Here is a 23615-nt window from a genome sequence, read left to right as displayed (position 1 = left end):
CAACCAGTCGCATCCCAGCTGGAACCGCGCCGGGGGCAAACTCTATCGATTTGATGCGCCGCTTCACCCCCGGTAAAATTTGGAACAATAAAATTGTAAAAATTATTCGCCCCAGGAGGCCATTTTGTTTAACGATACCGCTCAAGTTCTAAGCTTTGTGCAAGATAAAAAAATCCGATTCATCGACGTACGATTTTCCGATTTGTACGGCACGATGCAACACATGACCATCCCCACGAATATGCTCGAAACGACCCTCACCAAGGGCATGATGTTCGACGGGTCATCCATCAAGGGATTCACCAAGATTAATGAATCCGACATGAAACTGATTCCCGACCCGACAGCGGCTTTTGTCGACCCTTTCCGCCAAGAACCCACTTTGGTGCTCTATGCCTCGGTAGTCGATCCCTTTACCAATGAGCCGTTTAGCCGCGACCCACGCGGAGTCACTCAGAAAGCCGAAGCGTACCTGAAGTCCACCGGCATCGCCGACACATGCTATTTCGCACCGGAACCCGAATTTTACCTCTTTGACTCGATTCAATACCGCACCGATCCGGCCGACACCTTCGTGAAAATCCGCTCTAATGAAGCCTCCTGGACCGCCGGAGACGAGGAAAACGGGCATAACCTGGGCAACCGGATGCCCTTCCAACATGGTTATGCCCCGGTTCCCCCCATGGATCGCAGTGCGGATATTCGCGACGCTATTGTTCGCACCTTGCAAGACACCGGTTTCGAGATTGAACGTGCCCACCACGAAAACGGCGCCTCGGGTCAACAAGAAATCGGTTACACCTATTCCACCTTGCTGCACGCGGCAGATAACTTAACGGTGTTCAAGTACATAGTCAAAAACAAAGCAATTGAACTGGGTAAAACCGCGACTTTCATGCCTAAACCCCTGTGGGGCGAGGCCGGATCCGGTTTGCACTGTCACGTGTCCCTGTGGAAAGACGGTAATCCCCTGTTCTATGGGGAATCCGGATACGCGGGGCTTTCTGATTTGGCACGCTGGTTCATCGGCGGGCTGTTGCGCCACTCGGCCGCGATTCTGCCTTTCACTAATCCTTCGATTAACTCTTTCCGTCGTCTGGTTCCCGGCTTTGAAGCCCCGGTGAACCTGGTGTATTCCGCACGCAACCGCTCTGCCTGCATCCGCATCCCCATTACCGGGGTTTCCCCGCAGGCTAAACGCATTGAATACCGGGTGCCTGACCCGTCAGCTAATCCTTATCTGGCTTTTCCGGCGATTTTGATGGCCGGTTTGGATGGAATTCGCAACCGTATCGAGCCGGCCGAGCCGATTGACAAGGATCTCTACGAACTACCCCCCGAGGAATACCACGATATCGAGAAGCTGCCGCCCTCGCTTGATTTGGCTTTAAATGCCCTCGAGGAAGACAACGAATTCCTGACTGAAGGCGACGTGTTCACCACGGATTTGCTGGAAACCTGGATTACCCAGAAACGCGAATCCGAGGTACAACGCCTGTTTGTCCATCCCCATCCCTTCGAGTTTGAGTTGTACTACAACTGCTAGTAGCTAGGCTTTAATCGACAGACAAAGCCCCGGGGCGTTCACGCCTCGGGGCTTTTGGGGCGCAAACCCGATGTGAAACTGGATTGGTTTGGGCATCTGCCCTGGGATTTCAAACGGCGAGTTCAACGATGTCGCGGTTTAAACACCCACGGTCCAATCGTCAGTATAATGCCGATAATCACCGCGAAACTAAGCATCACATAGTCATCGCCAAAACCGTTTACGAATACCCGCAAGGCCACCAGCACCAAAATCAGCACCCCCAAAGCACTGACCATACTGGCCGGGGTTAAACCCGGAATCCCTAGGTTCAGGTTCAAAGCCTGTTGCAACTTCATCCCGAAACCGCTGGCCGCCGCGATTTGGCTCATCACCACGGGGTCAGAACTGGCGGTGATATTTAAGCCCAGCTCCCCCGGTTTCGGGGTAGGTTCCGGGGTGGTGAAAGTGGTGGGCATCCCCAGCACCATCGAAGCATCCGGGGAAGCGGCTTGGGTGCGAGGCTGATTTCCCCCCTGGCGGGTCGCGGCTTTACTGGTTGTGGTGGTGGCTTCTTCGATTTGCGAGGCGGCTTGTTGCGCCGCTGTTTGACGGGCGGCCACTTCGGGGCGTGGCATAGCGGCGTGTCCCGGTGCGGTTGGGGTGCCAGGAGCAGCGGGAGCGCTGGTGTTGCTGGTGGTAGTGTTGGCTGCGTTAGGAGCGCTTTGGGTATCGGCAGCGCGCAAAGCTGCGGCTCCGGCGGCTGGCCGGTTGGCGACGGTCGCCCCGGTAGCCGGTCGAGTCGCGGCTGCGTCGCTATCCACACTGTTTTCGCCCGGTGACGTGGCTCCGGTTTTACCGTCACCCGAACCGGTCGGCAAGGTTGATGGGTTGGTGGCCGCACCAGTTGCCGCTTTAGCGTGCGCCGTAATATTGGCGGCGATTGCGGTGGCATGAGGTGCCATCGCGGATGGCTGGCTGCCACTCGACATGTCGCCATTAGAGTTCCCCAACCCGGATGGTGTCGGCGACGAATTCGGATTCGGGGTGGCGCCTAATGAACTCGAAGTACCCAAGCCGCCCTGCCCTTGACCCCCCGTCGTGGCTACCTGGCCATTTACCAGATTTCCGGTCAAACTAGCGCAACCAGCACCCGCACCCATCCCGGTAAAACCAGAAACACTGCCAGCGGAATTACCCGATGCCGCCGATCCACCCAAAGTGGAACCACCGGAGGCGCCCTGGGTGAAAACCGGCAGCAAACGCCCCATCGTACCATTCCCCACACTGCCTTTTTGCGTCTGCGAAGCAAGCTGCTGCCACGCATTAGTAGAGAGACTTAAGGTGTCAAGCTTCGCGCTTGACACCGAGGAATTTGCGGATGTTGGGATGCTCGACCCGCTACGAGATTCATTTTGGGTCGAAGAAGCCTTGCCGGCAGCGGCCTCGGCACTGTTTTGTTCGGCTGGCGTTCCAGTGGCGGTACCGGAGGCGGCTCTCGGATTAGGGCTCAATTGGGATTGCGAGGCCGTATTGGCAGCCGCTTGGGTCACCGCATTTTGAGCATTCTGGGCGGAAGTCTGTGCATTAGCCGTGCTGGAAGCAGATTTTCCGGCACTATACGAGGGCAGCGGGGCACCCACTGATGGAATACTCATATTTCCTCCCTTGTCCGTATAGCCAATGGCGCCTCATGAACCCGCGACACACCCAAATGACATATCGACAGTTTTACCCCAAATCTGAACGGATAGTTACCGAAACATGCGACCGGGGTTCAGGCATCACAGATTTTAGCGCGTAAGCTTATCTAGGTAGCATTGTACTGAAGCATGGCTGTTATCGGAGGTTCCATTGACACTGAAATATTTCGCTACCCCGCCACAGGTTAACCTGGAGGCAAATGATTCGATTCCCGCGCTGTTTTTTGCCCGCGCCCGGCGCACCCCACATGCCGTGGTGATGATGCGCCCCAAGCCCTTTGAGCAAGGCTGGGAGGAAATCACAGCCGCTGCTCTAGCGAGCCAGATTATAGATTTGGCGCGGGGATTAATCGGGATGGGGCTGCAGCCCGGGGACTGTATCGGGCTGATGGCAGGAACCTCGTATGACTGGGTGTTAGTGGACTACGCCGGGCAAACCGCCGGGCTGACGGTAGTACCGATTTATGAAACCGATGCGGCCAGCCAGGTGGACTGGATTTTGGAAGATACTGGCTCCCGGCTGGTGATTACGGATACTGCTACCCAACAGCGCCTGGTGGAATCCACCGGCAGAACTGTGGATTTCGGGGTGATGGCATTAGAAGACGGCGCTTTAGACCAGATTCGCTTGATGGGAGCGGGGATTTCCAAACAGGAAGTTAAGACTCGATTAGAGAATGTGAACCTGGATTCCTTGCTTTCGGTGGTTTACACTTCCGGTACTACGGGTCGCCCTAAAGGCGTGGAACTGACCCAGCGTAATTTTTGCTACATGGCTTTGATGATTGGCGAAGCCCTGCCAGAGGTTATTGACAACAAGAAGACCCGGCTGTTGCTGTTTTTGCCGCTGGCTCATGTTTTCGCGCGGTTTTCCTGTTTCACGGTGCTGTCAGGACGGGGGATGCTGGCCTGTGTTCCCTCGGTAAAGACCCTGATGAGTGACCTGCAGTCTTTCAAGCCGACGGTGATGACTGTGGTTCCCCGGGTGTTGGAAAAGATTTATACCGCCGCCCAGGTAAAGGCCGGGAAAGGCTTGAAACACAGCGTATTTGCTTGGTCGACTAAACAGGCCATTCAATATTCCCAGGCCTTAGATAGCCTTCATGAACCGGGATGGCGGCTGCGGGTGCAGCACCGTTGGGCAGAGCGCCTGGTATATTCGAAGATTTTGGATATTTTGGGTAAAGATTGCCGCTATGTCATTAGTGGTGGTGCCCCTCTGGGGGAAAGGCTGGGTCATTTCTATCGTGGACTAGGTCTGAATGTGATTGAAGGCTGGGGCTTGACTGAAACAGCGGGACCGGTAACCGGTAATGTGCCAGAGGTGCGAATTCCCTCGGTGGGTCTGCCCTTGCCGGGAGTAGAAGTGCGTATCGATGATACTGGCGAGATTTTCGTTCGTTCTGACCTGGTTATGCGCGGCTATCGTCATAACCCGACCGACACCGCTGCGGTATTGGATGCGCAAGGTTGGTTTAGAACCGGGGATTTGGGCGAAATTGACGATGACGGATTCTTGAGTATCACCGGCCGGAAAAAGGAACTGATTGTAACCGCTTCGGGCAAGAATGTCTCCCCGGCACCTCTAGAGGAGGCCTTCCGGGGGCATCCCTTGGTTTCCAATGTGGTGGTTATTGGGGATAAGCGCCCCTTTGTGTCGGCTTTGGTGACTTTAGATCGCGAGATGCTGCCGACTTGGTTGGCTAACCACAAGTTGCCCTCGATGGATGTAGCAGCAGCAGCGGTGCATCCGGCCGTGCAAGAATCCCTAATGCGCGGTGCCACGCGGGCTTCAGAGTCGGTATCTCGGGCGGAATCAATTCGTAAAGTGCGAGTGATTTTGGGGGATTTCACGGTGGACAATGGCATGTTGACCCCATCCATGAAGGTGCGTCGGGAGGTAGTAATGAAAAAATATTCCCGCGAAATTGATGCGATTTATGGTAAGTAATCCAGGGAATTTATGTAATCGCTAAAAAGCTGCTAGATGTTGTTCGGCGTTTTTAGGTGGAGCGCCGAACAACATCTAGCAGCTAAAAAAGTTTGTGCCCACCGGATGGTGGGCACAAACCACAGGTCTCTTACAGGGAGTGCGGACTATTCTGCATCAACCAGTCGAGAGTTGCGACGCGAGGTGGCAACTGCACCAACCAGGAAGGCCAAACCCAGAATCAAAGCACCAGCGGAAAGCAAGGTGGCGTACTGGGCAATGGAACCGGTACGAGCCAAACTACGGCTCAATGTCCCGGTTTCAGCAGCAACCTTAGAACTGGCGTTAGCCTTGACGTTATACTGCGCTACAGCGGCATTTTCCTGGACAGCAGTGGAAGGAACCACGTTAGCGTTAACAGTGGCTTCTTCAGAAACCGCCGCATTGAGCAGCGGAGTAGCTTGTCCGGGAACCAAAGCCGGTCCAGCGGGTTGCGGCAGTTCGAAGAATACTACCTGAGATTCACCATTCGGAGTCTTTTCCGAAGAGGGAACCGCTTCCTCGGTCTTAGCCATGGTCAACAGCGGAGCCTGAGCATCGGGTTGTGGAGTAACAACTTCCTCGGCATCGTCGCTGGCCGCAACAGAACTGTGGCTAGGTAGTACATAAGTAACGGGAACAACCGATTCTGCGTTGACCTCAGTCCCGGCCGCTGCAGCAACAGACGTCCCCTCCTTAGTCTCTTCGGCTACCTTTTCGGTGGAAGGTTCAGTGGTTTTAGCCTTATCAGTGGTGGCTTCCTCACTGTTTTCTTTAGCCTCTGTCGGAGCAGAATCCGCAGCCTTCGGAGCTTCCGTGGCTTCAGACTTCTCTTCAGTGGCATCCTTCGCAACCGACTCAGCCTCTGACTTCGCTACCTCAGCTTCATCAGCGGCCTTCTCAGCCTTTTCCTGGGTGGTGACAGGAGCCTTTTCGGCATCAGCAGCTTCCTGCTTTTCAGGAGCAGCTGTTTCCTTGCCTTCAGCACTCTCGCCAACCTCGAAACCCCCGGCAGGCACACTGGCTACAGGCTCAATGGGAGTACTAGCATCTACCTCAGGAACACCCGTATCAGCGTGCGCCCCTGCGAAGCCCATGAGAGCCGCAACCAGAAGACCTCCGGTGGCTGCGTAAAACTTATGTGAACTTTTCATTTTGGGAGACCTCCATGCTCTTACTTGACAGCGCCCTGTACGCTGCCGCAGGCTATCCGGGCTCCTGAACCCATTCCGCAGGCCGAGTTCCCTCTGCCATGTTCGATGTTGTTCCGGTTCCCTTGAAACCTACAGTTATAGTTTAGCGGATTCCGTTGGAAAACCAAGGATTATCCATGTTGGGAAGCTTCAAGCTTCAGTAAAGAAACTTTATACTCGGTAAATTTTAAGCTTAGTCTCAAGAAAAATTACTGATTTTACTGGGTTTAAGGGATTTCCGAGCGGTCAGATTGCCTGAGATAATGTGATAAATATCACATATACTATGCCCCATCCCCCCCGAAATGACAGAACAAAGAATTTGCCAGCTCAGCTCCCTAAGGACACCGACTACGGAGCATATTCCCATGCTCACCAGGTTTTCAGGTAATCACAACCATGTATTTCGAAGTCGACTAAACCCCCGCACGAAACATTTTCGGCGTGTCGCGTAAATTCCCCAGACAGTACCCAGGATTCCTCCCATCCAGAAACCCGTTTCATGTAACGCCCGCGTTTTTCCCAGGAGGCTTCCAGCTCGAACCAGCACCTCATGACCCCGAAAGAACCAACCGCACGTGCCGACCACGAGCCAACTGTGAATCTGAAGCAGTCGATACAACAACATGATGCAGGCTACGAGATGGATTTTCGAGCATGCTTTAGCTCTGTCTATAACTCAGTCCAAGCGAAACCAACAAGCGGCGTGTTCCTAAAACAGCCCTAACCGGTTTCTTTGTCGGGCTGACAGGATTTGAACCTGCGACCACTTGACCCCCAGTCAAGTGCGCTACCAAACTGCGCCACAGCCCGTGACAAGCACCTCATGAAGTGAAACACCCTTTGAGGGGCAACGACACTACTTTACACTAAACCCCGAGCAAGACGAAACTTGAGCGGGCCTTTCCCCGTAAAACCCCAGTATCGAAAACGGAGACAGGCATTGCAGCGGTAAACCGCTTCGAGCGATACTGACCCATTCTAGCTAACGAAACCACCGAAAATATACTGCATTCGCCACTAGCGGCGGCGTTTTTCCCGCACCCGCACCCCAATCTGAACCGGAGTGCCCACGAAACCGAAAGTCTCGCGCAACCGACGCTCAATGAAACGCCGGTATTGGGGATCCAAAAATCCCGTGGTGAACAACACAAAACGCGGTGGGCACACCCCTGCCTGGGTAGCATAAAGAATCCGCGGCTGCTTACCACCACGCAACGGATGCGGATGAGCCGCGACCAATTCGCCCAAAAACGTGTTCAAACGCGAAGTGCCAATCCGAGTCGTCCACCCCTCTAAAGCAGCCTCTAAGGCACGCACAATCCGATTCGTGTGCCAACCAGTTTTCGCAGCAATGTTTATCTTCGGCGCCCAGGAAACATGCGCCAAATCCAGTTCCTGTTCACGCTTCAGTTCCTGTTGACGGTATTCATCAACCAAATCCCATTTATTGTTCACCAAAACCAGGGCACGCCCAGACTCTACCACCAGGTTCACGACTTTCACGTCCTGTTCGCTCAACGGTTCACCCCCGTCAAGCAGCACCAGGGCAACCTCGGCGGATTCAATCGCAGACTGGGCGCGTAGCACCGAATAATAGTCCGCCCCTACGGTTTGCTTGATACGCCGCTTAATCCCAGCCGTATCAACGAAAACCCATTCCTTGCCGTCCAGTTCCAAAACCTCGTCAACGGGATCGCGCGTAGTGCCGGGGGTGTCACTAACCACGGAACGCCCCGAACCGGCCAGGCTATTCAGCAAGGAAGACTTGCCCACATTCGGGCGCCCCACCAAGGCCACTCGCGGCGTAGAATCGGCCGGGCGTTCTACCCGATGGGCAGCAACCGGCGGCAAAGCGTCCAACAGCACATCCAGCAGTTCCCCCACCCCGCGACCATGCAAGGCTGAAATCGGATAGGGTTCACCCAAACCTAGGTTCCATAATCCCGACGCATCGGCCTCTGCTCGTTCGGAATCAACCTTGTTGGCCACCAAGATTACCGGTTTTTTCGAGGCACGCAACAGGCGCATCATGGCTTCGTCAGTGGCGGTCGCCCCCACATTAGCATCCACCACAAACAGTGACACATCGGCCATCTCGATAGCAATCTCGGCCTGAGTGGCCACGGCCTTGTCCAAGCCTTTGACCCCCACATCCCAACCGCCGGTGTCTATCAGGTGGAAATCCCGCCCATTCCAATCCGCATCGTAAATCACCCGGTCGCGTGTTACCCCAGGTTCGTCCAAAACCACCGCAACACGACGTCCTAAAATCCGGTTCACTAAAGTGGACTTGCCCACATTCGGGCGCCCCACTATCGCCACTGTCGGCCAGGAGTCGCGATTGTCCGGGCGTGACAGTTCGGAGAGGTCGCCATCCAACAACGCCAGGTCTTCTGGTTCTAGTTCGTAGTCCCCCAGGCCTTCGCGCAGCAAACGCTCGGTGGCGGCTTCGGTATCGGTTGTGTCGGTTGTGGTGGTTGTCCCGTCCCCCGGGATATGCTCCCCCGGGAGCTCCCCCAAGGTATGCCTGGCCAGCCCCACCTCCGGATTTTCCGTGCCCAAGTCTGCCATCAATTCCCTTTCTATCCCCGTGAAATTCACCAAAAAAACTTGTTCAGTTACCGGGTCTATCCCAGTCGGTATTCTGGTCAATCAAGCTCATCACCGCATCCAGGGTTTGCTCTAAATCCAAACTCGTGGAGTCCACCAGGTGCACCCCAGGAGCAGCTTGCATAAACTCGTTGACTTTCGCATCTTTCATGTCTCGCCCCAGCACCAAAGCCCGTTCGCGTTCCAGCGCTTCCGCCCCGTCGTGCCCAGTATCTTGCAAAGCCCGGCGCAACAGACGAATCTCTGGGTCGGCGGTCAACAAAATCCGCACCGGCGCCTGGGGAGCTACCACCGTGGTGATGTCACGTCCTTCCACCACAATCCCGCGAGTGGAATTCCGGGCTTCCCGAATTACGCGCTGTTGCAAGGCGATTAGTACGGCGCGCACCGCCGGCACCGCCGCTACCCCAGACACAATCGAATCAATGTGTTCCCCGCGAATCACGTGCCCGACATCGAAACCATCAACAAAAAAACGCGGGTTATGCGCCACCGCCGTTACCTTCAAATCCATTTTCGCCATCGCTACCGCCAATTCTTCGGGACGCGATACGTCGAGACCCCGGTGGTCTACCCACCAGGCGGTGGCACGATACATAGCCCCCGTATCCAGATACCCCAAATCCAAGGCCGCCGCTACTTTACGGGCAATAGTGGATTTCCCGGAACCGCTCGGCCCATCAATGGCCACCACCAGGCCGCGTCCGAGGACTTTTTCGCGTAAGTTTTCGTACTTTTCGTATTCCATAAGTCTTTCCCTGCTTGGCGGGGGCATTACGAGTCCCCGGAATCACACTGGATAATGTAACTATCCTAATTTAGCGTCGCCCGAGCAGTTCCGCTACAAACGCGCTACTTTCCAGCCGGTTTCCTGGAGGTGACCGCTCAGTGGTTCCACCGAGGCGGGGATAACGTAGATGTAGGCCAGACCGCGTGATTGTCCCAGCGAGTGTTCGATACGGAAATCTTCGATATTGATTCCGGCGGCACCGATTTCTTGGAACAGTTTCCCCAGAAAGCCGGGTTTGTCTGGCACCAATACCGCCACTTGACCGTAGTTTGAGGCCGCGTCGCCGTGTTTGCCGGGGATACGGCCGACACCTTCGTTGCCTCGGGTCATCACCGTGTTGACGGCTCCCACGGCGCCTTTAGTCCAGGTTTCGTTGCGGGGGGTTCCGTCGAGAGCGCTTTCGGTGTCGCTCACCTCGGGTGCTGGGGTGGGGTTGGTTTCGGATTCATGAGGTGCCATTTCATGAGAAGCTAATCCGGCAATCAAAGCCGCGAGGTTTTGTTGCATTTGCAACAAAACCTCGCGAACAGCTTGGGAGTTTCCCGCCAAAATCGCATTCCACAATCTTGGATCCGAAGCCGCTACCCGCGTCACATCGCGCAATCCTCCCCCGGCCAGTTCCAGGGATGTCGCCGGGGCATCAATCAGCAATCCAGCCATCAGGGATGACACGAGCTGAGGCACATGGGAAACCAGCGCCACGGCTCGGTCGTGTTCTGTGGCTCCGAGGGACACCAGGAATGCTCCCACATCTATTCCTAAAGTCCGGGCAGCTAGAACTGCCGTAGACGCGGTGTCCGGGTGCGCTACCACCACCCAGGGTCGCCCGGTGAACAAATCCCCAGAGGCTGCCCCGATACCATTAACTTCTTTGCCTGCCATCGGATGGACAGAGCAATAGCGACTGGCCGCATCAGGTTTCGCAGCCAAAACTGCTGCGACTATCGGAGTTTTCACCGAGGACACATCTAGGACAATGGATGTTGGGAATTCCACTAGCGCCTCGCAAACAACGCCGGCGGTGACATCGGGTGGGGTGGCTACGACCACAAGGCCTGGCTCGGGGAGGCCAGGATTCCACGGGGTGCCGGCACCCAAGCTGGCACCTAATGAAACGGCAGTAGGGGAAGCATCACGCAAGTAAACCGATAAGCCCAGACGGGTCAAAGACAAACCCAAGGAACCACCGATTAGCCCGGCTCCGATAATCAAAACTGGACCTTTTGTACCCGCCGTTCCACTATCGCTAACACGCGTATCGACCGCTCCAAATTCAAGGTTTTTTGTACCTAACATTCCACAATTGGGAGCCGCCTCACGTCTCGATTCGTAGGAATCTGTACTATTCGTTACAGATTGTGTTACTTCCTTCACTGTCCCGCTCATGACTATAAACCCACCATTTCCTGCAGCTTTACCAAATCGGAACCGGTTAGTAGCCGGAAATGACCTTCCTTCAAATCCCCTAGACGCAGCGTTCCAATCGCGGTGCGGGTCAAAGCTGAAACCGGATGCCCCACCTCTGACAGCAGTCGGCGCACCACACGATTCTTGCCAGAATGCAGCGTCAACTGAACAATCGAGGAACCCCGCCGAACCTCAACCAACTTGAAAGTATCTACCTTAGTCACGCCATCTTCGAGTTCCACGCCTCGGCGTAATACCTTGCCCAATCCAGGTTTAACCTGGCCTTGCACCATCGCCACGTAGGTTTTGGGCACCTCGTAGCGAGGATGAACCAAGCGATTAGCCAAATCGCCATTATTGGTAAGCAGAATCAGCCCGGCCGTCGCCACATCCAGGCGCCCCACGTGGAACACACGTTGGGGAAGCTTCGTCGCCCAATCCCCCAAGCATGGCCGGTCATCCTCGGGTTGCATGGTAGAGACCGTCCCCACTGGCTTGTTAAAAGCCCAAACCTGTAAGGCAGCATCCGTGTGAATTCGCTGGCCATTTACCGTTATGCGCGCACTAGGCAAAACTTTCAGCCCCATTTCCGTCACGGTTTCACCGTCCACCTGGACTCGGCCACGTTTAATCAGGTCTTCACTGGCACGCCGCGAAGCCACCCCGGCCTGCGACAGCAGTTTCTGTAGCCGAACCGGTTCTTCCGGAATCTCCACCGCAGGCGAAGCGCCCGGATTAGAATCAGAGCAGAGCGCGTGCTCGGGAACCTCGGGAATAGCCAGGTTCGTGTCCTCGACAAGGGTTTTCGTTTCATTCATGAGTTGCTCCTAACTGTGCCTCGCTAAATTCCTTAACACCACGCTGGGTCTGGGCATCCAAAATTGCCTCGGCCGCCTCGGTTGCTTCCGCTGCCAATACCCCAGATAAATCCGGATTTGCTGGCACATACGGTGCCAGCGGCGGCAAATCCTCCAGGCTATCCAAACCGGTTTGCTCTAAAAAAGCCGCCGTGGTTTCATATAGAATCGCCCCCAGATTGGTCTGGCCGCACTCCGCAATCAAACCCCGTGCCGTCAGATTACGCATCACCGAGTCTACATTCACCCCGCGAATCGCGGCGACTTGCCCCCGGGTACAAGGTTGCTTGTAGGCCACCACTGCCAAGGTCTCTAAAGCGGCCTGCGATAGTTTGCCTGAAGAACCCAGATTTACAAAACCAGCGACCAGTTCCTGGAACCGAGGCGCGGCATAAATCCGCCAACCTCCAGCGCTTTCACGCAGCTCAAAGCCCCGTGACCGCGAGCCGGTTTCGCCGCGATATTCGGCCGCTAAAGCGGCTAGCGCCTCATGAATCCGCGCCTCCGGCACCGCTAAAACGGTAGCAAGAGAAGTTAACGTAACTGGAGCCTCGGAAATCATCAAAATGGCTTCGAGACCAGACAACAGCTCCGCGTCCGAGGCAAACCCACCCCCAGATTCCGCCACGATGGCCGTGGCGGGCGACGCTTCGGGCTCCGACACGAAATCCCCCATCGGTTCCCCCCAGAATCCCCCGCCTGCTAGTAGGTCATTCACTGCCACTCCCCTTCCGCATCACTAAACGCCGCGTCGGAATCATCTGACTCGACCGTTTCAGTTGAATCCACCGGCTTTCCCACCCAGGTAATAACTAACTTACCCAAAGGATATTCCTGGTCGAAACTGAGGTGGCCATGACGATACATGTCCAACAACGCCAAAAACCGCGAAATTATCACTGGCAAGGTCTTAGCATCCGCCACCAACTGGCGGAAAGTCAAGGAACCCGCCTGGCGCAAACGTTCGGTCAAAACCTGGCTTTGCTCAGTGACGGAAACCAACGGGTCATGCAGATGTGCCACCAGCACTTGAGGCGGCGTAGCGAAAATCGCCCCGGCGGCGCGACGAGCCAAATCCTCGCAATCAATCGTGGTTTTAAGGCTAGCCAAAACCCCCTTGAGCAGAGGCTCCGCCCCCGGTACTCGACCCATCGCCGAACCGTATTCATCCCAGTTATAGGCAATAAACCCGGCAGCTTCTTTGTAGGTTTGGTACTGAATTAAACGAGAAATCAGCAAATCCTGAGCCTCCAACAGTTCCAGGTCTTCCTCGGTTTCTACCATCCCCGGCAGCAACCGCGCGGCTTTGATGTCCAGCAAAGTCGCCGCAATAACCAGAAACTCGGTAGCTTGGGACAGCGAGGGAAACTTGGCGATGTATTCCAAGAATTCGCTGGTAACCTCGGCCAAAGCGAAAGCCGTGATATCAAGTTTTCGTTTCGCCACCAAATCAGCTAAAAGATGAAACGGACCGGTATATTCCGCAGTGTTTACTTCGAAAGACGGGTTTTTAACCGAAGAATCAGGCGACATATCCCTTGGCGACCACTTCACGTGCCAAACGGCGATAGGCCTCAGCTCCGTCATGAGTTGGCGCGAACTCGGTTATCGGACGCGTTGCCACCGTAGAATCCGGGAACTTCACCGTGCGGTTAATTACAGTGGAAAACATTTTGTCCTGGAAAGCCTCGGTCAAACGTTCGAAAACCTCTTTGGAATGAAGCGTGCGCGAATCTACCATCGTTGCCAAGATTCCGTCCAGCTGCAGGCGTGGATTCAAACGGTCGCGCACCGTGTTAATCGTCTCCATCAACAAAGCCACCCCGCGCAGCGCGAAAAACTCGGTAGCCACCGGGATAATTACCCCGTGGGCAGCCGTAAGCGCATTTACCGTCAACAAGCCCAACGACGGCTGACAGTCAATAACTATCAGGTCATAATCCTGTTCCACATCACGCAAAACCCGCGCCAAGATGGTTTCACGCGCCACTTCGTTAACCAGCTGCAACTCGGCGGCAGAAAGATCAATGTTAGCTGGAATCAAGTCCAGATTCTCTGTGCCGGTGTTCTGAATCACATCGCGAATAGTCACATTGTGGTGACCACTGAGCATCAGAGAATAAATCGTGTTATCCAATTCGTGACCGTTAATCCCTAAACCCACCGAGGCTGCGCCCTGCGGGTCAAAATCCACCAACAACACCCGTCGACCATAACCGGCCAAAGCCGCCGAAAGATTAATAGCCGTGGTGGTTTTCCCCACCCCGCCCTTTTGGTTGCACATAGCGATAATACGCGCCGGACCGTGCCCAGACAGGGCGGGGGGCTCCGGAAACTCCGTGTCTTCGGGCGGAACCGGCATCATAGCGGGCTGAGACGTTTTCACATAATTATCTTACCGAAAGATTTCGGCTAAGTGAGCCGGGCGCGAGGGTGTGCCGAAGCATAAACTTCGAGCAACATCTGTTTCGAGACTTTCGTATAAATCTCCGTGGTCGTCACCGAGGCGTGACCCAGCAATTCCTGCACCACTCGGATATCCGCCCCACCCTGCAACAAATGCGTGGCAAAACAATGCCGCAACGTGTGGGGATGCACCGGACGGTCTATCTGAGCGCGCTTGGCAGCAGCCTGAATAATCGCCCAAGCGGTTTGGCGCGACATCGGTTTGCCGTAAGTATTTAGAAACACCCGCCCTCTGGATTGGCCTTTTTCCGCCAGCGTCGGACGCACCCGCACCAAATAAGCCTGGAGGGCTTGACATGCCTGGTGACCAAGCATCGAGATTCTTTCTTTGCGCCCCTTACCGAAAAGCCGCACCAAAGCGGGTTCCGTTTCAAAATCAATATCATCCAGCACCAGATTCATCGCCTCCGAGATACGCGCGCCACTGGCGTAAAGAAACTCCAACAGGGCACGGTCGCGTAGAGAATTACTGTCTCCTGGGGAGCTCGCGGCGGCTAACAAAGCCTCCATTTCCTCCAGGCTCAAGGTTTCTGGAAGACGACGCGGCAACTTGGCAGGCTTTACGCTCGAAGCCACATTGGCACCTAATGAACCCGAATCAAACAGATAACGGTGCCACGAGCGGGCAGCCGCCAAACAACGCCGCACCGAAGTCGACCCTAGCGGCGGGAACGAAGCAAAGCCATCCCCCAAAGCCCGCACGAAGCCTTCCAAATCGACCTCCGTGACCTGCGCCAGCGTATCACGCCCCAATATTTGCAGATACGCCACGTAACGCTGCAGGTCACGTTGGTAAGCTGCAATAGTGTGCGGGGAAGCACCACGTTCCACGCTCAGATAGTTCAAGAAATCCTGGGGATTTAAACCTGGCGTCCAACTGGGATTTGCAAAATGTACAGAACCCATGGCTAATACCTCCTGAACATCGTATTTTTTTATATCATCAAGGTGAACAATTTGTATCCATTAACTCGTCATATTTTAAGGAGTTACGAAAATGAGTTTTCAAGCCACTGAGCTCGATTTAAAGGCTATTCGTCAATCCAAAGCCCTCGCAGCCGATATGGTCGAAGCTGCAGGTAGCGGACATCCTGGCACACCGATTTCATTAGCTCCAGCCGCCTATTTGCTATATCAATACGTCATGAACACGAATCCTAAAGACCCGAAGTGGCTGGGACGTGACCGTTTCGTCCTATCGGCTGGACATGCCTCGGCGCTGCAGTATGTACAGCTTTTCCTCGCTGGTTACGGGATAGAGATGGAGGATTTAAAGAAACTGCGACAAAGCGGAGGTTTACTGACCGGGCACCCCGAGTACGGGGTGCAACCCGGTATCGAAGTTACCACCGGCCCGTTAGGGACTGGAGTGGCTGCCGCTGTGGGCATGGCCATGGAGCAACGACGCTTGCGCGGTATGCTTGATTCGAGCGCACCGCTGGGTAAATCCCCGTTTGACCATTATGTTTACGTGATTTCCGGGGAAGGATGCCTGCAGGAAGGCATCGGATACGAAGCCTGTTCCCTGGCCGGTACCCAAAAACTCGGTAACCTGATTTACCTGTATGATGACAACCAGATTTCCATTGAAGACGATGTCAAGATTGCTTTTAACGAAGACATTCGCGCCCGCTTCGAATCCCAAGGCTGGCATTATCAAGAGGTCAACTGGTTGCGTTCCGACGGCAGCTACGCAGAAGATTTGACTGCACTGTACGCGGCTATCACCGCCGCGAAAGCGGAAACAGAGCGACCTTCTTTGATTAAACTGCGTACCATTATTGGCTGGCCAAGTCCCTCGAAACAAAACCATGGTGCAATTCACGGTGCTCCCCTGGGCGCCAGTGAGCTGGCCGGTTTGAAAGATGCCTTGGGCATGAATCACGACCAGTCCTTCGTTGTGTCCCCCGAGGTGTTGCAGGCCACCAGGGAAAACGCCGCGCTTCGCGCCCGCAAAGCCTACGAAGTCTGGATTGAAAGGTTCGAGGCGTGGCAGCAGGCTAATCCCGAAGGCGCGGAGCTTTTACGGCGCTTACAAGCCGGGAAACTGCCTGAGGGTCTTGAGCAGGTTTTACCGAAGTTCGAAGCCGGCAAAGCCCTGGCCACTCGCGCTGCGAGCGGCAAAGTGATTAACGCCCTGGCTGATGCCATGCCGGAACTGTGGGGTGGCAGTGCGGATTTGGCCGGATCCAACAACACCGATATGAAGGCAGAACTGTCTTTTGCTCCGCTCGAGCATGGCACCAAGTCCTGGCAAACCTCGCCCTATGGGCGCAACCTGCACTTTGGGGTACGCGAGCACGGGATGGCCGGGGTGATGAATGGTATTGCGGTTTCCGGCTTAACCCGTCCTTACGGGGGAACCTTCTTTGTGTTCTCGGATTTCATGCGCGGAGCGGTTCGCCTGGCGGCTTTGATGGGATTGCCGGTTACTTATGTATGGACCCACGATTCTGTCGGGGTGGGCGAGGACGGTCCGACCCACCAACCGGTGGAAACCCTAGCAAGCTACCGCGCCATGCCCGGGATTGCGGTAGTACGTCCCGCTGACGCAGAGGAAACCGCCTGGGCGTGGCTGGAAGTATTGCGTCGCCGTGGTCCGGCCGGATTGGTATTGACTCGCCAGGGCGTGCCGAATCCGGGGCGTGCGGAATCCGGTTTAGCTCCTGCTAGCGAAGTGGCTCGTGGTGGTTATGTATTGAAGGATTTCGGGGAAAATCCCCAAGTCTTGCTGCTGGCCACCGGTTCGGAAGTATCCTTGGCTTTGCAAGCCGGCCAGGTTTTATTCGAGGAGGGCATCGTGGCGCGGATCGTGAATCTGCCTTGTCTGGAGTGGTTTGAGGAACAAGACCAGGCCTATCGTGATTCGGTAATTCCCCCCAGGGTGCGCGCCCGGGTTTCCATCGAGGCCGGAGTAGCTATGCCGTGGTACAAGTACCTGGGTGATGCCGGGGTGCCGGTTTCCATCGAAACATTCGGGAAGCCAAATTCAGGTTCCGAAAACTTCAAATTCTTTGGTTTCACCGTGGAAAACGTGGTGGCTAAGGCCAAGGAGTCACTGGCAAAGGCAAAGGCATAGACAAGGTAAAAAGCGGTTCCGCGCAACTCCCCTAGAATTTCGAGGAGCCCCCCGTCCAGCCGCCGCTTGAAAAACTGGATCTCGACGAAGAAGATGACGAGGCCTTGGGAATTTTCACTGAAGTCACATAGGAATCCACCAAGATATCGTCCGCATTCGTGATGCGCGAGGAGCCTGGTACCACGTAGTATCGGGCTCCTTGCTGTCGTTTTATAGTGTTGTGTTGTGCCCACAACGTCCACATCACCAGCCCAGCAATGCCCGCCGCCAGCACCAGCGTGGTTAGGATTCCAATACCGGTGTAGTTTTCGGATTGTTGCGAGTAGTCATTCCGGTATTTGGAGCTATCGCTCGCGGCACTACTGTACTCCCGACCGGAGGCATCGTTGGAAGAATACTTGACTGTACTTTTCCAAACTCGCAGGTAGTTGGCGGCTTGTTGCAAGAACAGTTCACCGCCGCCATCCCAGTCGTCTTGCCTCAGTGGCTTACGCATTTTCGCCAGAATCACGTCAACCACATAGTTAGGGAAGGCCTGTTCCGCCTCGCCCTGTCCCCCGATGTGCATATCGCGACTTTCGGGGCAAATCATCAAGATTTCTCCGCTGTGTTGCGAGCCTTCACCGAGTTTCGCGTCGCGGAAATAGTCGATGGTCCAGTCTCGGGGGTCTCGACCGTTCAAGGAGGAAGTCGTAACGATATAGATTCCTATCCCGTATTGTTTGGCTAGTTCAGCGGCACGTTGGTTCCAAATCGAAATTTTTTCGGGGGAAAAAATCCGGGCATCGTCATAGATATGTCGTTGTGATGCTGTGGCGGGAGTGGCGGGTGCGGCCGGGGTAGCGGTTTGGCTGGGGGTGGTTTCTGGAGCCACCGCCACAGGGTTGGCGGGGTCGGTGGCTATTGGATTAGTGGTTGCGGATTCATGAGGTGCCAGTCCCGGGTTCACAGCGTTTTGCAGGGATTGCGGGCCGGCACCTAATGAAACGGCGTAACCAGCAGGAAAGGCTAGCGTCCCCAGAAAACCAAGCACCAGAAGACCCGAAACAAACCAATGCAGAAGATTCTTTTGATATAACATATACTTTCCCCTTCCTTAACCGAGCAGCTGTGGGATAACAAAGGCAAAAACAGTGACACCAGTTATTACGGCTAGGGGGAAGAACAGCCCGAAGAAACCTCCCCAGAACTTCGCCCAGGAAACCGGAAAGGTTCCCACGAATTTACCGGTTTGCCCGTTCATAGCATATTGGTAATTCTTACCGTTCCAGGTAATGTTCATCAGCCACACCGGCAAAAATACGTATTCCAAGTCGCCGTAAGCGGGTTTAATCTGGCAAGAGGTCTCTTTAACTGAGGTAAATCCGACCACAGACTGGCGCATTACCTCGGAGGTAGTGTGTTTCATCCGATCCAAGGCACGGGGATTGGCCTGGTCAGAGTCAATGTCGTATTTATTCGTCACAAAACCACTGAGATACCCCGGAGCAAAGTCAGTGGATTTCGAGTAATCAAAGGGCTCGATAGCTTCGGTAATGTCACCGGTAATCTTGGATGTTCCTGACACTGGTACATCCAGATAACCGACCTCACATTCACGTTCTACCTGGTAGATACGATGTTCAGTGTATTCATAGTCCCCGGAGCGCCACGAGCGAACTCGTTCTGCGCGATAGGTAGCCTGACCCGCAACCGAAGCGTCATAGAGCCAGTAGGGAACATATACCCCTTGAACATCCATCATATTAACATTCCGGAAGTCTTTCGGCAGTAACCACAATTTTTTCATCCTAGCATTAAAGGCGGCCAGAGCCTGCTCTTTAGACATGCCGAAAGGAATCATCCGATCTGGCACGCGAGTGCGGGTTAACTGGCTGGTGGACACGAAATTATTGTTACACCACGGACATTTCGTGGAAACCGTGTCGGGATTACCCACAATCTCGCCACCGCAGGAGCCACAGTGAAACGTAGCTAGATGCTCGCCAGTGGATTCGTCTATATAGGTAGCAGGAGCCTCACTCCAGCCCGATTGGGCATCCTTAGTGGAGGCTTCTTCGCCTTCAGGAACAGTGAAGGTTGAACCACAGAAATCACATTTCATTTCCCCACTGGGCGCATCAAAGTTCAGAGGCGCCCCGCAACTGGGACATTTGATTTGTACGTCACTCATCTAGAATTCCTTGCATTTAACTAGGACAGTTCGTTGCTGTTTTTACCGAAATCGGTTTTAAACCTAGCTTAGTGGCAATGCATGGATAAAATGAGTGTCAGAGACACAACGATTCAAAAACTTTAGTATTACTAGACAGGAGGACAGCAATGGGTTTAATTCAAGCAGTGGCCGGAGCCATCGGGGGTGCTATTAGCGACCAATGGTTGGATGCCATCGTCGCCACCGACATGGGGGAAGGCATCGTGTTTGTGCGTGGTCACCAGGCACGGCGGCATAACGCCGGTGGGGACATTATTACCGATGGTTCCAAGATTATTGTCTATGACAACCAGGCCATGTTGATTACAGATTCAGGAAAAATCGTGGATTTTTCCACCGACCCCGGGGCATATACATTTAGCTCCGCCACCACGCCATCCCTGTTCAACGGGAATTTTGAAGGAGTTTTACGCGACACTTGGGAGCGTTTCAAGTTCGGCGGTGCCCCCAGCGGCCAACAGAAGGCCTTCTTTGTGAATCTGCAAGAGATTAAAGGCATCAAGTTTGGCACTCCGAATGCCGTACAATACTTCGATAATTTCTATAATGCCGAGCTATTCTTGCGGGCACACGGCACGTATTCGATTCGAATCGTCGACCCCCTGAAGTTCTATGCCGAAGTGGTGCCACGCGACGCGGAACGGGTACACATCGACGATATCAAGAATCAGTACCAGGCCGAATTCCTGGAAGCGTTTTCCGTAGCTTTGAACAAGATGAGCGTGGACGGGATTCGGATTTCCCAAGTACAGTCCCATGTGGGGGAACTGTCCAAATACATGCGCGATGCGCTGGACGAAGAATGGGAAGCCACGCGCGGCATTGAAATCCAGGCAGTGGGTATCGCCTCGATTTCCTATGACGAACAATCTCGCAAGCTGATAGACATGCGCAACCAGGGCGCAATGCTACAAGACCCCTCGATTCGCGAAGGTTATGTGCAAGGCGCCATCGCCACGGGAATCCAGAATGCGGGTTCCAATCCGGCCGGTGCCGGGTCGGCAATGCTGGGAGTAGGCATGGGGATGCAAGCCGGCGGTGGTTTCATGCAGGCCGCCTCGGCCTCCAACCAAGCGCAGATGGCGGCACAGCCACAGGCACAGGGAATGTCCGGAACGGGCAGCACGACAGGTGGCGGCACTGGTGCCACTAATTCCCCTGGCGCCAGGTTTTGTTCCAACTGCGGCACCCAATTTGGCCAGCCAAAACCGAATTTCTGTCCCCAGTGTGGCCAGCCAGTTGCATGACGAGTTCACCGTCAAAAATCGCCTCAAAAGCATAAAATAACTACGATAACAACTACTATTCAAGGAGGAAACCTTATGTCTACCCCACATATTTCAGCTGAACCCGGCGACTTCGCACCTGCAGTGCTAATGCCCGGTGACCCCAAACGAGCCGAACGCATTGCTCATATGCTGATGCCGGACGCAAAAATGGTTACCGAGGTACGCGGCATGATGGGATTCACTGGCACCTATGAAGGCAAGCCCCTTTCCGTGATGGGTTCCGGGATGGGACAGCCCTCGTTAACGATATATGCGACAGAACTGTTTAAGTTTTATGGGGTACAACGTATTATTCGGGTAGGAACCTGTGGGTCTATCTCTCCACTAGCGCAGGTCGGTGACACGGTAGTCGCGATGACGGCACACACGGACTCCCATATTAACGTGGCGCGGTTCCCCGAAATCAGCTTTGCCCCTTGCGCCTCATGGAACCTGCTGTCGGCAGCGATGCGAGCCGTTGAAACCCTGCCCGAGGCGGATCGCGGACGAGTTCACGTAGGCTCGGTTTTCTCTGAAGATCACTTCTATTTCAAAACCCCTGGTCTGTTGGAAAAACTCACTGCCTATGGCACCCTGGGCTTGGAAATGGAAACCGCAGCGCTCTACGGAGCCGCCGCCGAGTTCGGCAAGGAAGCCCTCACCGTGTTGACGGTCTCGGATAACCTGCTGGATAGTTCAAAAGACATGACCCCTGAGGAACGCGAGACCAAGTTCGTCAACACCTTGAAACTAGCAGCGGCGGCAGCGCTTAGCTAATTCGGTCAATAATCAAAGGCCTGGCGCCCTCGAAGGAATCTGAAATCTCCCAGCCGCCTTCGAGAGCTTCTAAGGCTCGAGCAAACCGTTGGGGTTCGTCAGAGTGCAAAGTAAACAAGGTTTGACCGGCAGTGACCGTATCGCCTGGTTTAGCATGCAAAGTGATTCCAGCCCCTAGCTGTACGGACTCCCCCGGGCGCGCCCGCCCGGCTCCGGTGCGCCAAGAAGCCACCCCCACAGACAAGGCGTCCAAACGGCTCAAAACTCCACTACGTTCGGCCTTCACTTCCATATGCTCCTTCGCCTTCGCCAAAGGAGCCTCCGGATCGCCTCCCTGAGCCCGAATCATAGCTCTCCATGTATCCATAGCTGCCCCTGAAGCTAAGGCTTTAGCCGGGTCTGCTTCTGGTTTACCGGCAGCCGTGAGCATTTCTCGAGCCAAAGCCACGGTGAGTTCCACCACATCCGCTGGGCCTCCCCCAGCAAGCACCTCTACAGCCTCGGAAACTTCGCCAGCATTACCAACTTCACGGCCTAAGGGGGTAGACATATCTGTCAACAGCGCTACGGTGTGTGTCCCGGCATCCTTGCCTAGAGCTACCATCGTTTCGGCAAGCACTCGTGCCTTGTCTACATTCTTCATAAAGGCTCCGGAACCCACTTTTACATCCAAGACCAAAGATGCGGATCCCTCGGCAATTTTTTTAGACATGATGGAAGACGCAATCAACGGCACACAATCCACCGTAGAGGTGACGTCGCGCAAGGCATAGAGTTTCTTGTCAGCAGGAGCCAGCCCCGCCCCAGCAGCACACACCACCGCGCCACAGCCAGTTCCCAGAATCTCTATGATTTTTTCATTACTCAAATCAGCCTGCCACCCGGGAATGGCTTCCAATTTATCCAGGGTTCCCCCGGTATGACCCAGACCACGGCCAGAAAGCTGCGGCACTGCCACCCCGAAGCTCGCGACCAAGGGAGCCAAAGGCAATGTAATCTTATCCCCCACCCCGCCGGTGGAATGCTTATCCGCAGTGGGACGCGGTAAGGAGCCGAAATCCAGACACTCCCCGGAAGCAATCATGGCTTTGGTCCAGTCGAAAATTTCGCGGCGGTTCATACCATTAATAAACACGGCCATAGCCAGCGCCGCCATCTGTTCGTTAGTCACCCACCCGCGAGTATAGGCATCTATTACCCAATCAATCTGGGCAGTACTGAGCTCTTCACCATCCCGCTTAGTTCGAATTACGTCAACGGTATCAAAAGCTTCAATCATGGTTTCCTCCATTTATTTATTTAGGTATTCCGGTCCAAAAGATTCGGGCAGTATCTCGGTAAAAGGCTTGCGCCCATCAGGCGTTTCGATGATTAACTCTGGACTAGCATGTTCCCGGATAAGTTGACGACATCGCCCGCAGGGAACAGTCAAAACCGGGGCTAGCGCCTCGTGATTGCCATAACAAAGAAACGCCACTAGCTTACCGCCACCACGCAAGGTGAGCTGGGAAATCATGCCACATTCCGCACACAAACCCACCCCATAGGCAGCGTTTTCTGAATTGCAGCCGGTAACAATGTCACCAGCCTCAGTTAAACCGGCCGCTCCCACCTGGTAGTGAGAATAGGGGCAGTAAGCATGGGTCTGTGCCTCTTTAGCGGCCTCATGCAACCTATCCCAATCGCTTTGTTGTATCATAGATTTACTCCATTGTTTGATATATCATCTTACGAAAGCTATGTATCTGGTATT

At 54.7% G+C, this 23615-nt stretch carries 19 protein-coding genes and 1 tRNA gene; 5 read left to right on the top strand and 15 right to left on the bottom strand.

The genetic code is table 11. The annotated features are described in order from the left end of the window. Window positions 1–124 precede the first annotated feature (124 nt). The gene (gene glnA, locus HMPREF0577_RS03565) at window positions 125–1546 is read left to right on the top strand and encodes a type I glutamate--ammonia ligase (protein ID WP_004012314.1); all 1422 of its coding nucleotides are present in this window, start codon (window positions 125–127) and stop codon (window positions 1544–1546) included. 122 nt (window positions 1547–1668) lie between these two features. Here glnA and HMPREF0577_RS11785 read toward each other — a convergent pair whose 3' ends face one another. Next, entirely contained in the window at window positions 1669–3183 is a 1515-nt protein-coding gene (locus tag HMPREF0577_RS11785; RefSeq protein WP_248613668.1) for a hypothetical protein, read from the bottom strand. A 196-nt stretch (window positions 3184–3379) separates the two neighbouring features. Here HMPREF0577_RS11785 and HMPREF0577_RS03555 point away from each other — a divergent pair, with 196 nt between their 5' ends. After that, a complete protein-coding gene (locus HMPREF0577_RS03555; RefSeq protein WP_004012311.1) occupies window positions 3380–5179 on the top strand; it encodes an AMP-dependent synthetase/ligase in 1800 nt (599 codons plus the stop codon). A gap of 146 nt (window positions 5180–5325) precedes the next feature. Here HMPREF0577_RS03555 and HMPREF0577_RS03550 read toward each other — a convergent pair whose 3' ends face one another. The 10 genes from HMPREF0577_RS03550 to HMPREF0577_RS03500 form a co-directional block, all read right to left on the bottom strand. Next, window positions 5326–6351 (bottom strand): RodZ family helix-turn-helix domain-containing protein, encoded by a 1026-nt coding sequence (locus tag HMPREF0577_RS03550; RefSeq protein ID WP_004012309.1) that lies wholly within the window; start codon window positions 6349–6351, stop codon window positions 5326–5328. A 778-nt stretch (window positions 6352–7129) separates the two neighbouring features. Beyond that, window positions 7130–7203, bottom strand: a tRNA-Pro gene (locus tag HMPREF0577_RS03540). 207 nt (window positions 7204–7410) lie between these two features. Further along, window positions 7411–8964 carry a ribosome biogenesis GTPase Der gene (gene der / locus HMPREF0577_RS03535; protein ID WP_004012306.1) on the bottom strand — a complete coding sequence of 518 codons (1554 nt, stop codon included), beginning with the start codon at window positions 8962–8964 and terminating at the stop codon, window positions 7411–7413. A 43-nt stretch (window positions 8965–9007) separates the two neighbouring features. Then, window positions 9008–9751, bottom strand: coding sequence for a (d)CMP kinase (gene cmk, locus HMPREF0577_RS03530; RefSeq protein ID WP_004012305.1), 744 nt, complete (start codon window positions 9749–9751; stop codon window positions 9008–9010). 93 nt (window positions 9752–9844) lie between these two features. Then, the gene (locus HMPREF0577_RS03525; protein ID WP_004012304.1) at window positions 9845–11089 is read right to left on the bottom strand and encodes a prephenate dehydrogenase; all 1245 of its coding nucleotides are present in this window, start codon (window positions 11087–11089) and stop codon (window positions 9845–9847) included. A gap of 92 nt (window positions 11090–11181) precedes the next feature. Then, entirely contained in the window at window positions 11182–12018 is an 837-nt protein-coding gene (locus HMPREF0577_RS03520) for a pseudouridine synthase (RefSeq protein ID WP_004012303.1), read from the bottom strand. Beyond that, window positions 12011–12775, bottom strand: coding sequence for an SMC-Scp complex subunit ScpB (gene scpB / locus HMPREF0577_RS03515; RefSeq protein WP_004016716.1), 765 nt, complete (start codon window positions 12773–12775; stop codon window positions 12011–12013). Before scpB ends, HMPREF0577_RS03520 begins: the two co-directional genes overlap by 8 nt. Continuing rightward, window positions 12772–13590 carry a segregation and condensation protein A gene (locus tag HMPREF0577_RS03510; RefSeq protein ID WP_004012301.1) on the bottom strand — a complete coding sequence of 273 codons (819 nt, stop codon included), beginning with the start codon at window positions 13588–13590 and terminating at the stop codon, window positions 12772–12774. The genes scpB and HMPREF0577_RS03510 overlap by 4 nt, the downstream gene beginning before the upstream one ends. Next, the gene (locus HMPREF0577_RS03505) at window positions 13580–14422 is read right to left on the bottom strand and encodes a ParA family protein (protein ID WP_004012300.1); all 843 of its coding nucleotides are present in this window, start codon (window positions 14420–14422) and stop codon (window positions 13580–13582) included. The genes HMPREF0577_RS03510 and HMPREF0577_RS03505 overlap by 11 nt, the downstream gene beginning before the upstream one ends. Window positions 14423–14469: 47 nt before the next feature. After that, entirely contained in the window at window positions 14470–15429 is a 960-nt protein-coding gene (locus HMPREF0577_RS03500; protein ID WP_004012299.1) for a site-specific tyrosine recombinase XerD, read from the bottom strand. A 91-nt stretch (window positions 15430–15520) separates the two neighbouring features. Here HMPREF0577_RS03500 and tkt point away from each other — a divergent pair, with 91 nt between their 5' ends. After that, a complete protein-coding gene (gene tkt, locus HMPREF0577_RS03495; protein ID WP_004012298.1) occupies window positions 15521–17602 on the top strand; it encodes a transketolase in 2082 nt (693 codons plus the stop codon). 31 nt (window positions 17603–17633) lie between these two features. Here the strand turns inward: tkt and HMPREF0577_RS03490 are convergent, their stop codons facing one another. Beyond that, a complete protein-coding gene (locus HMPREF0577_RS03490) occupies window positions 17634–18683 on the bottom strand; it encodes a TPM domain-containing protein (RefSeq protein ID WP_004012297.1) in 1050 nt (349 codons plus the stop codon). Between the two features lie 15 nt (window positions 18684–18698). After that, window positions 18699–19775, bottom strand: coding sequence for a TFIIB-type zinc ribbon-containing protein (locus HMPREF0577_RS03485; RefSeq protein WP_004015776.1), 1077 nt, complete (start codon window positions 19773–19775; stop codon window positions 18699–18701). A 149-nt stretch (window positions 19776–19924) separates the two neighbouring features. Here HMPREF0577_RS03485 and HMPREF0577_RS03480 point away from each other — a divergent pair, with 149 nt between their 5' ends. Both HMPREF0577_RS03480 and deoD read left to right on the top strand, forming a co-directional pair. Further along, window positions 19925–21064, top strand: a complete 1140-nt coding sequence (locus tag HMPREF0577_RS03480; protein ID WP_004012295.1) for an SPFH domain-containing protein — start codon at window positions 19925–19927, stop codon at window positions 21062–21064. Window positions 21065–21139: 75 nt separating this feature from the next. Next, window positions 21140–21862 carry a purine-nucleoside phosphorylase gene (gene deoD / locus HMPREF0577_RS03475; protein WP_004012294.1) on the top strand — a complete coding sequence of 241 codons (723 nt, stop codon included), beginning with the start codon at window positions 21140–21142 and terminating at the stop codon, window positions 21860–21862. Here deoD and HMPREF0577_RS03470 read toward each other — a convergent pair. Both HMPREF0577_RS03470 and HMPREF0577_RS03465 read right to left on the bottom strand, forming a co-directional pair. Next, a complete protein-coding gene (locus HMPREF0577_RS03470; protein WP_004012293.1) occupies window positions 21855–23153 on the bottom strand; it encodes a thymidine phosphorylase in 1299 nt (432 codons plus the stop codon). The two genes, deoD and HMPREF0577_RS03470, sit on opposite strands and share 8 nt — an antisense overlap. Further along, complete coding sequence (locus HMPREF0577_RS03465) at window positions 23154–23561, bottom strand: cytidine deaminase (RefSeq protein ID WP_004012292.1); 408 nt, start codon at window positions 23559–23561, stop codon at window positions 23154–23156. Between the last annotated feature and the right edge of the window lie 54 nt (window positions 23562–23615).

Origin of the sequence: Mobiluncus mulieris ATCC 35243, assembly GCF_000160615.1 — a bacterium.
In the GTDB taxonomy this organism is placed as follows: Bacteria; Actinomycetota; Actinomycetes; order Actinomycetales; family Actinomycetaceae; genus Mobiluncus; species Mobiluncus mulieris.
This window is presented reverse-complemented; position numbering and strand designations above follow the sequence as displayed.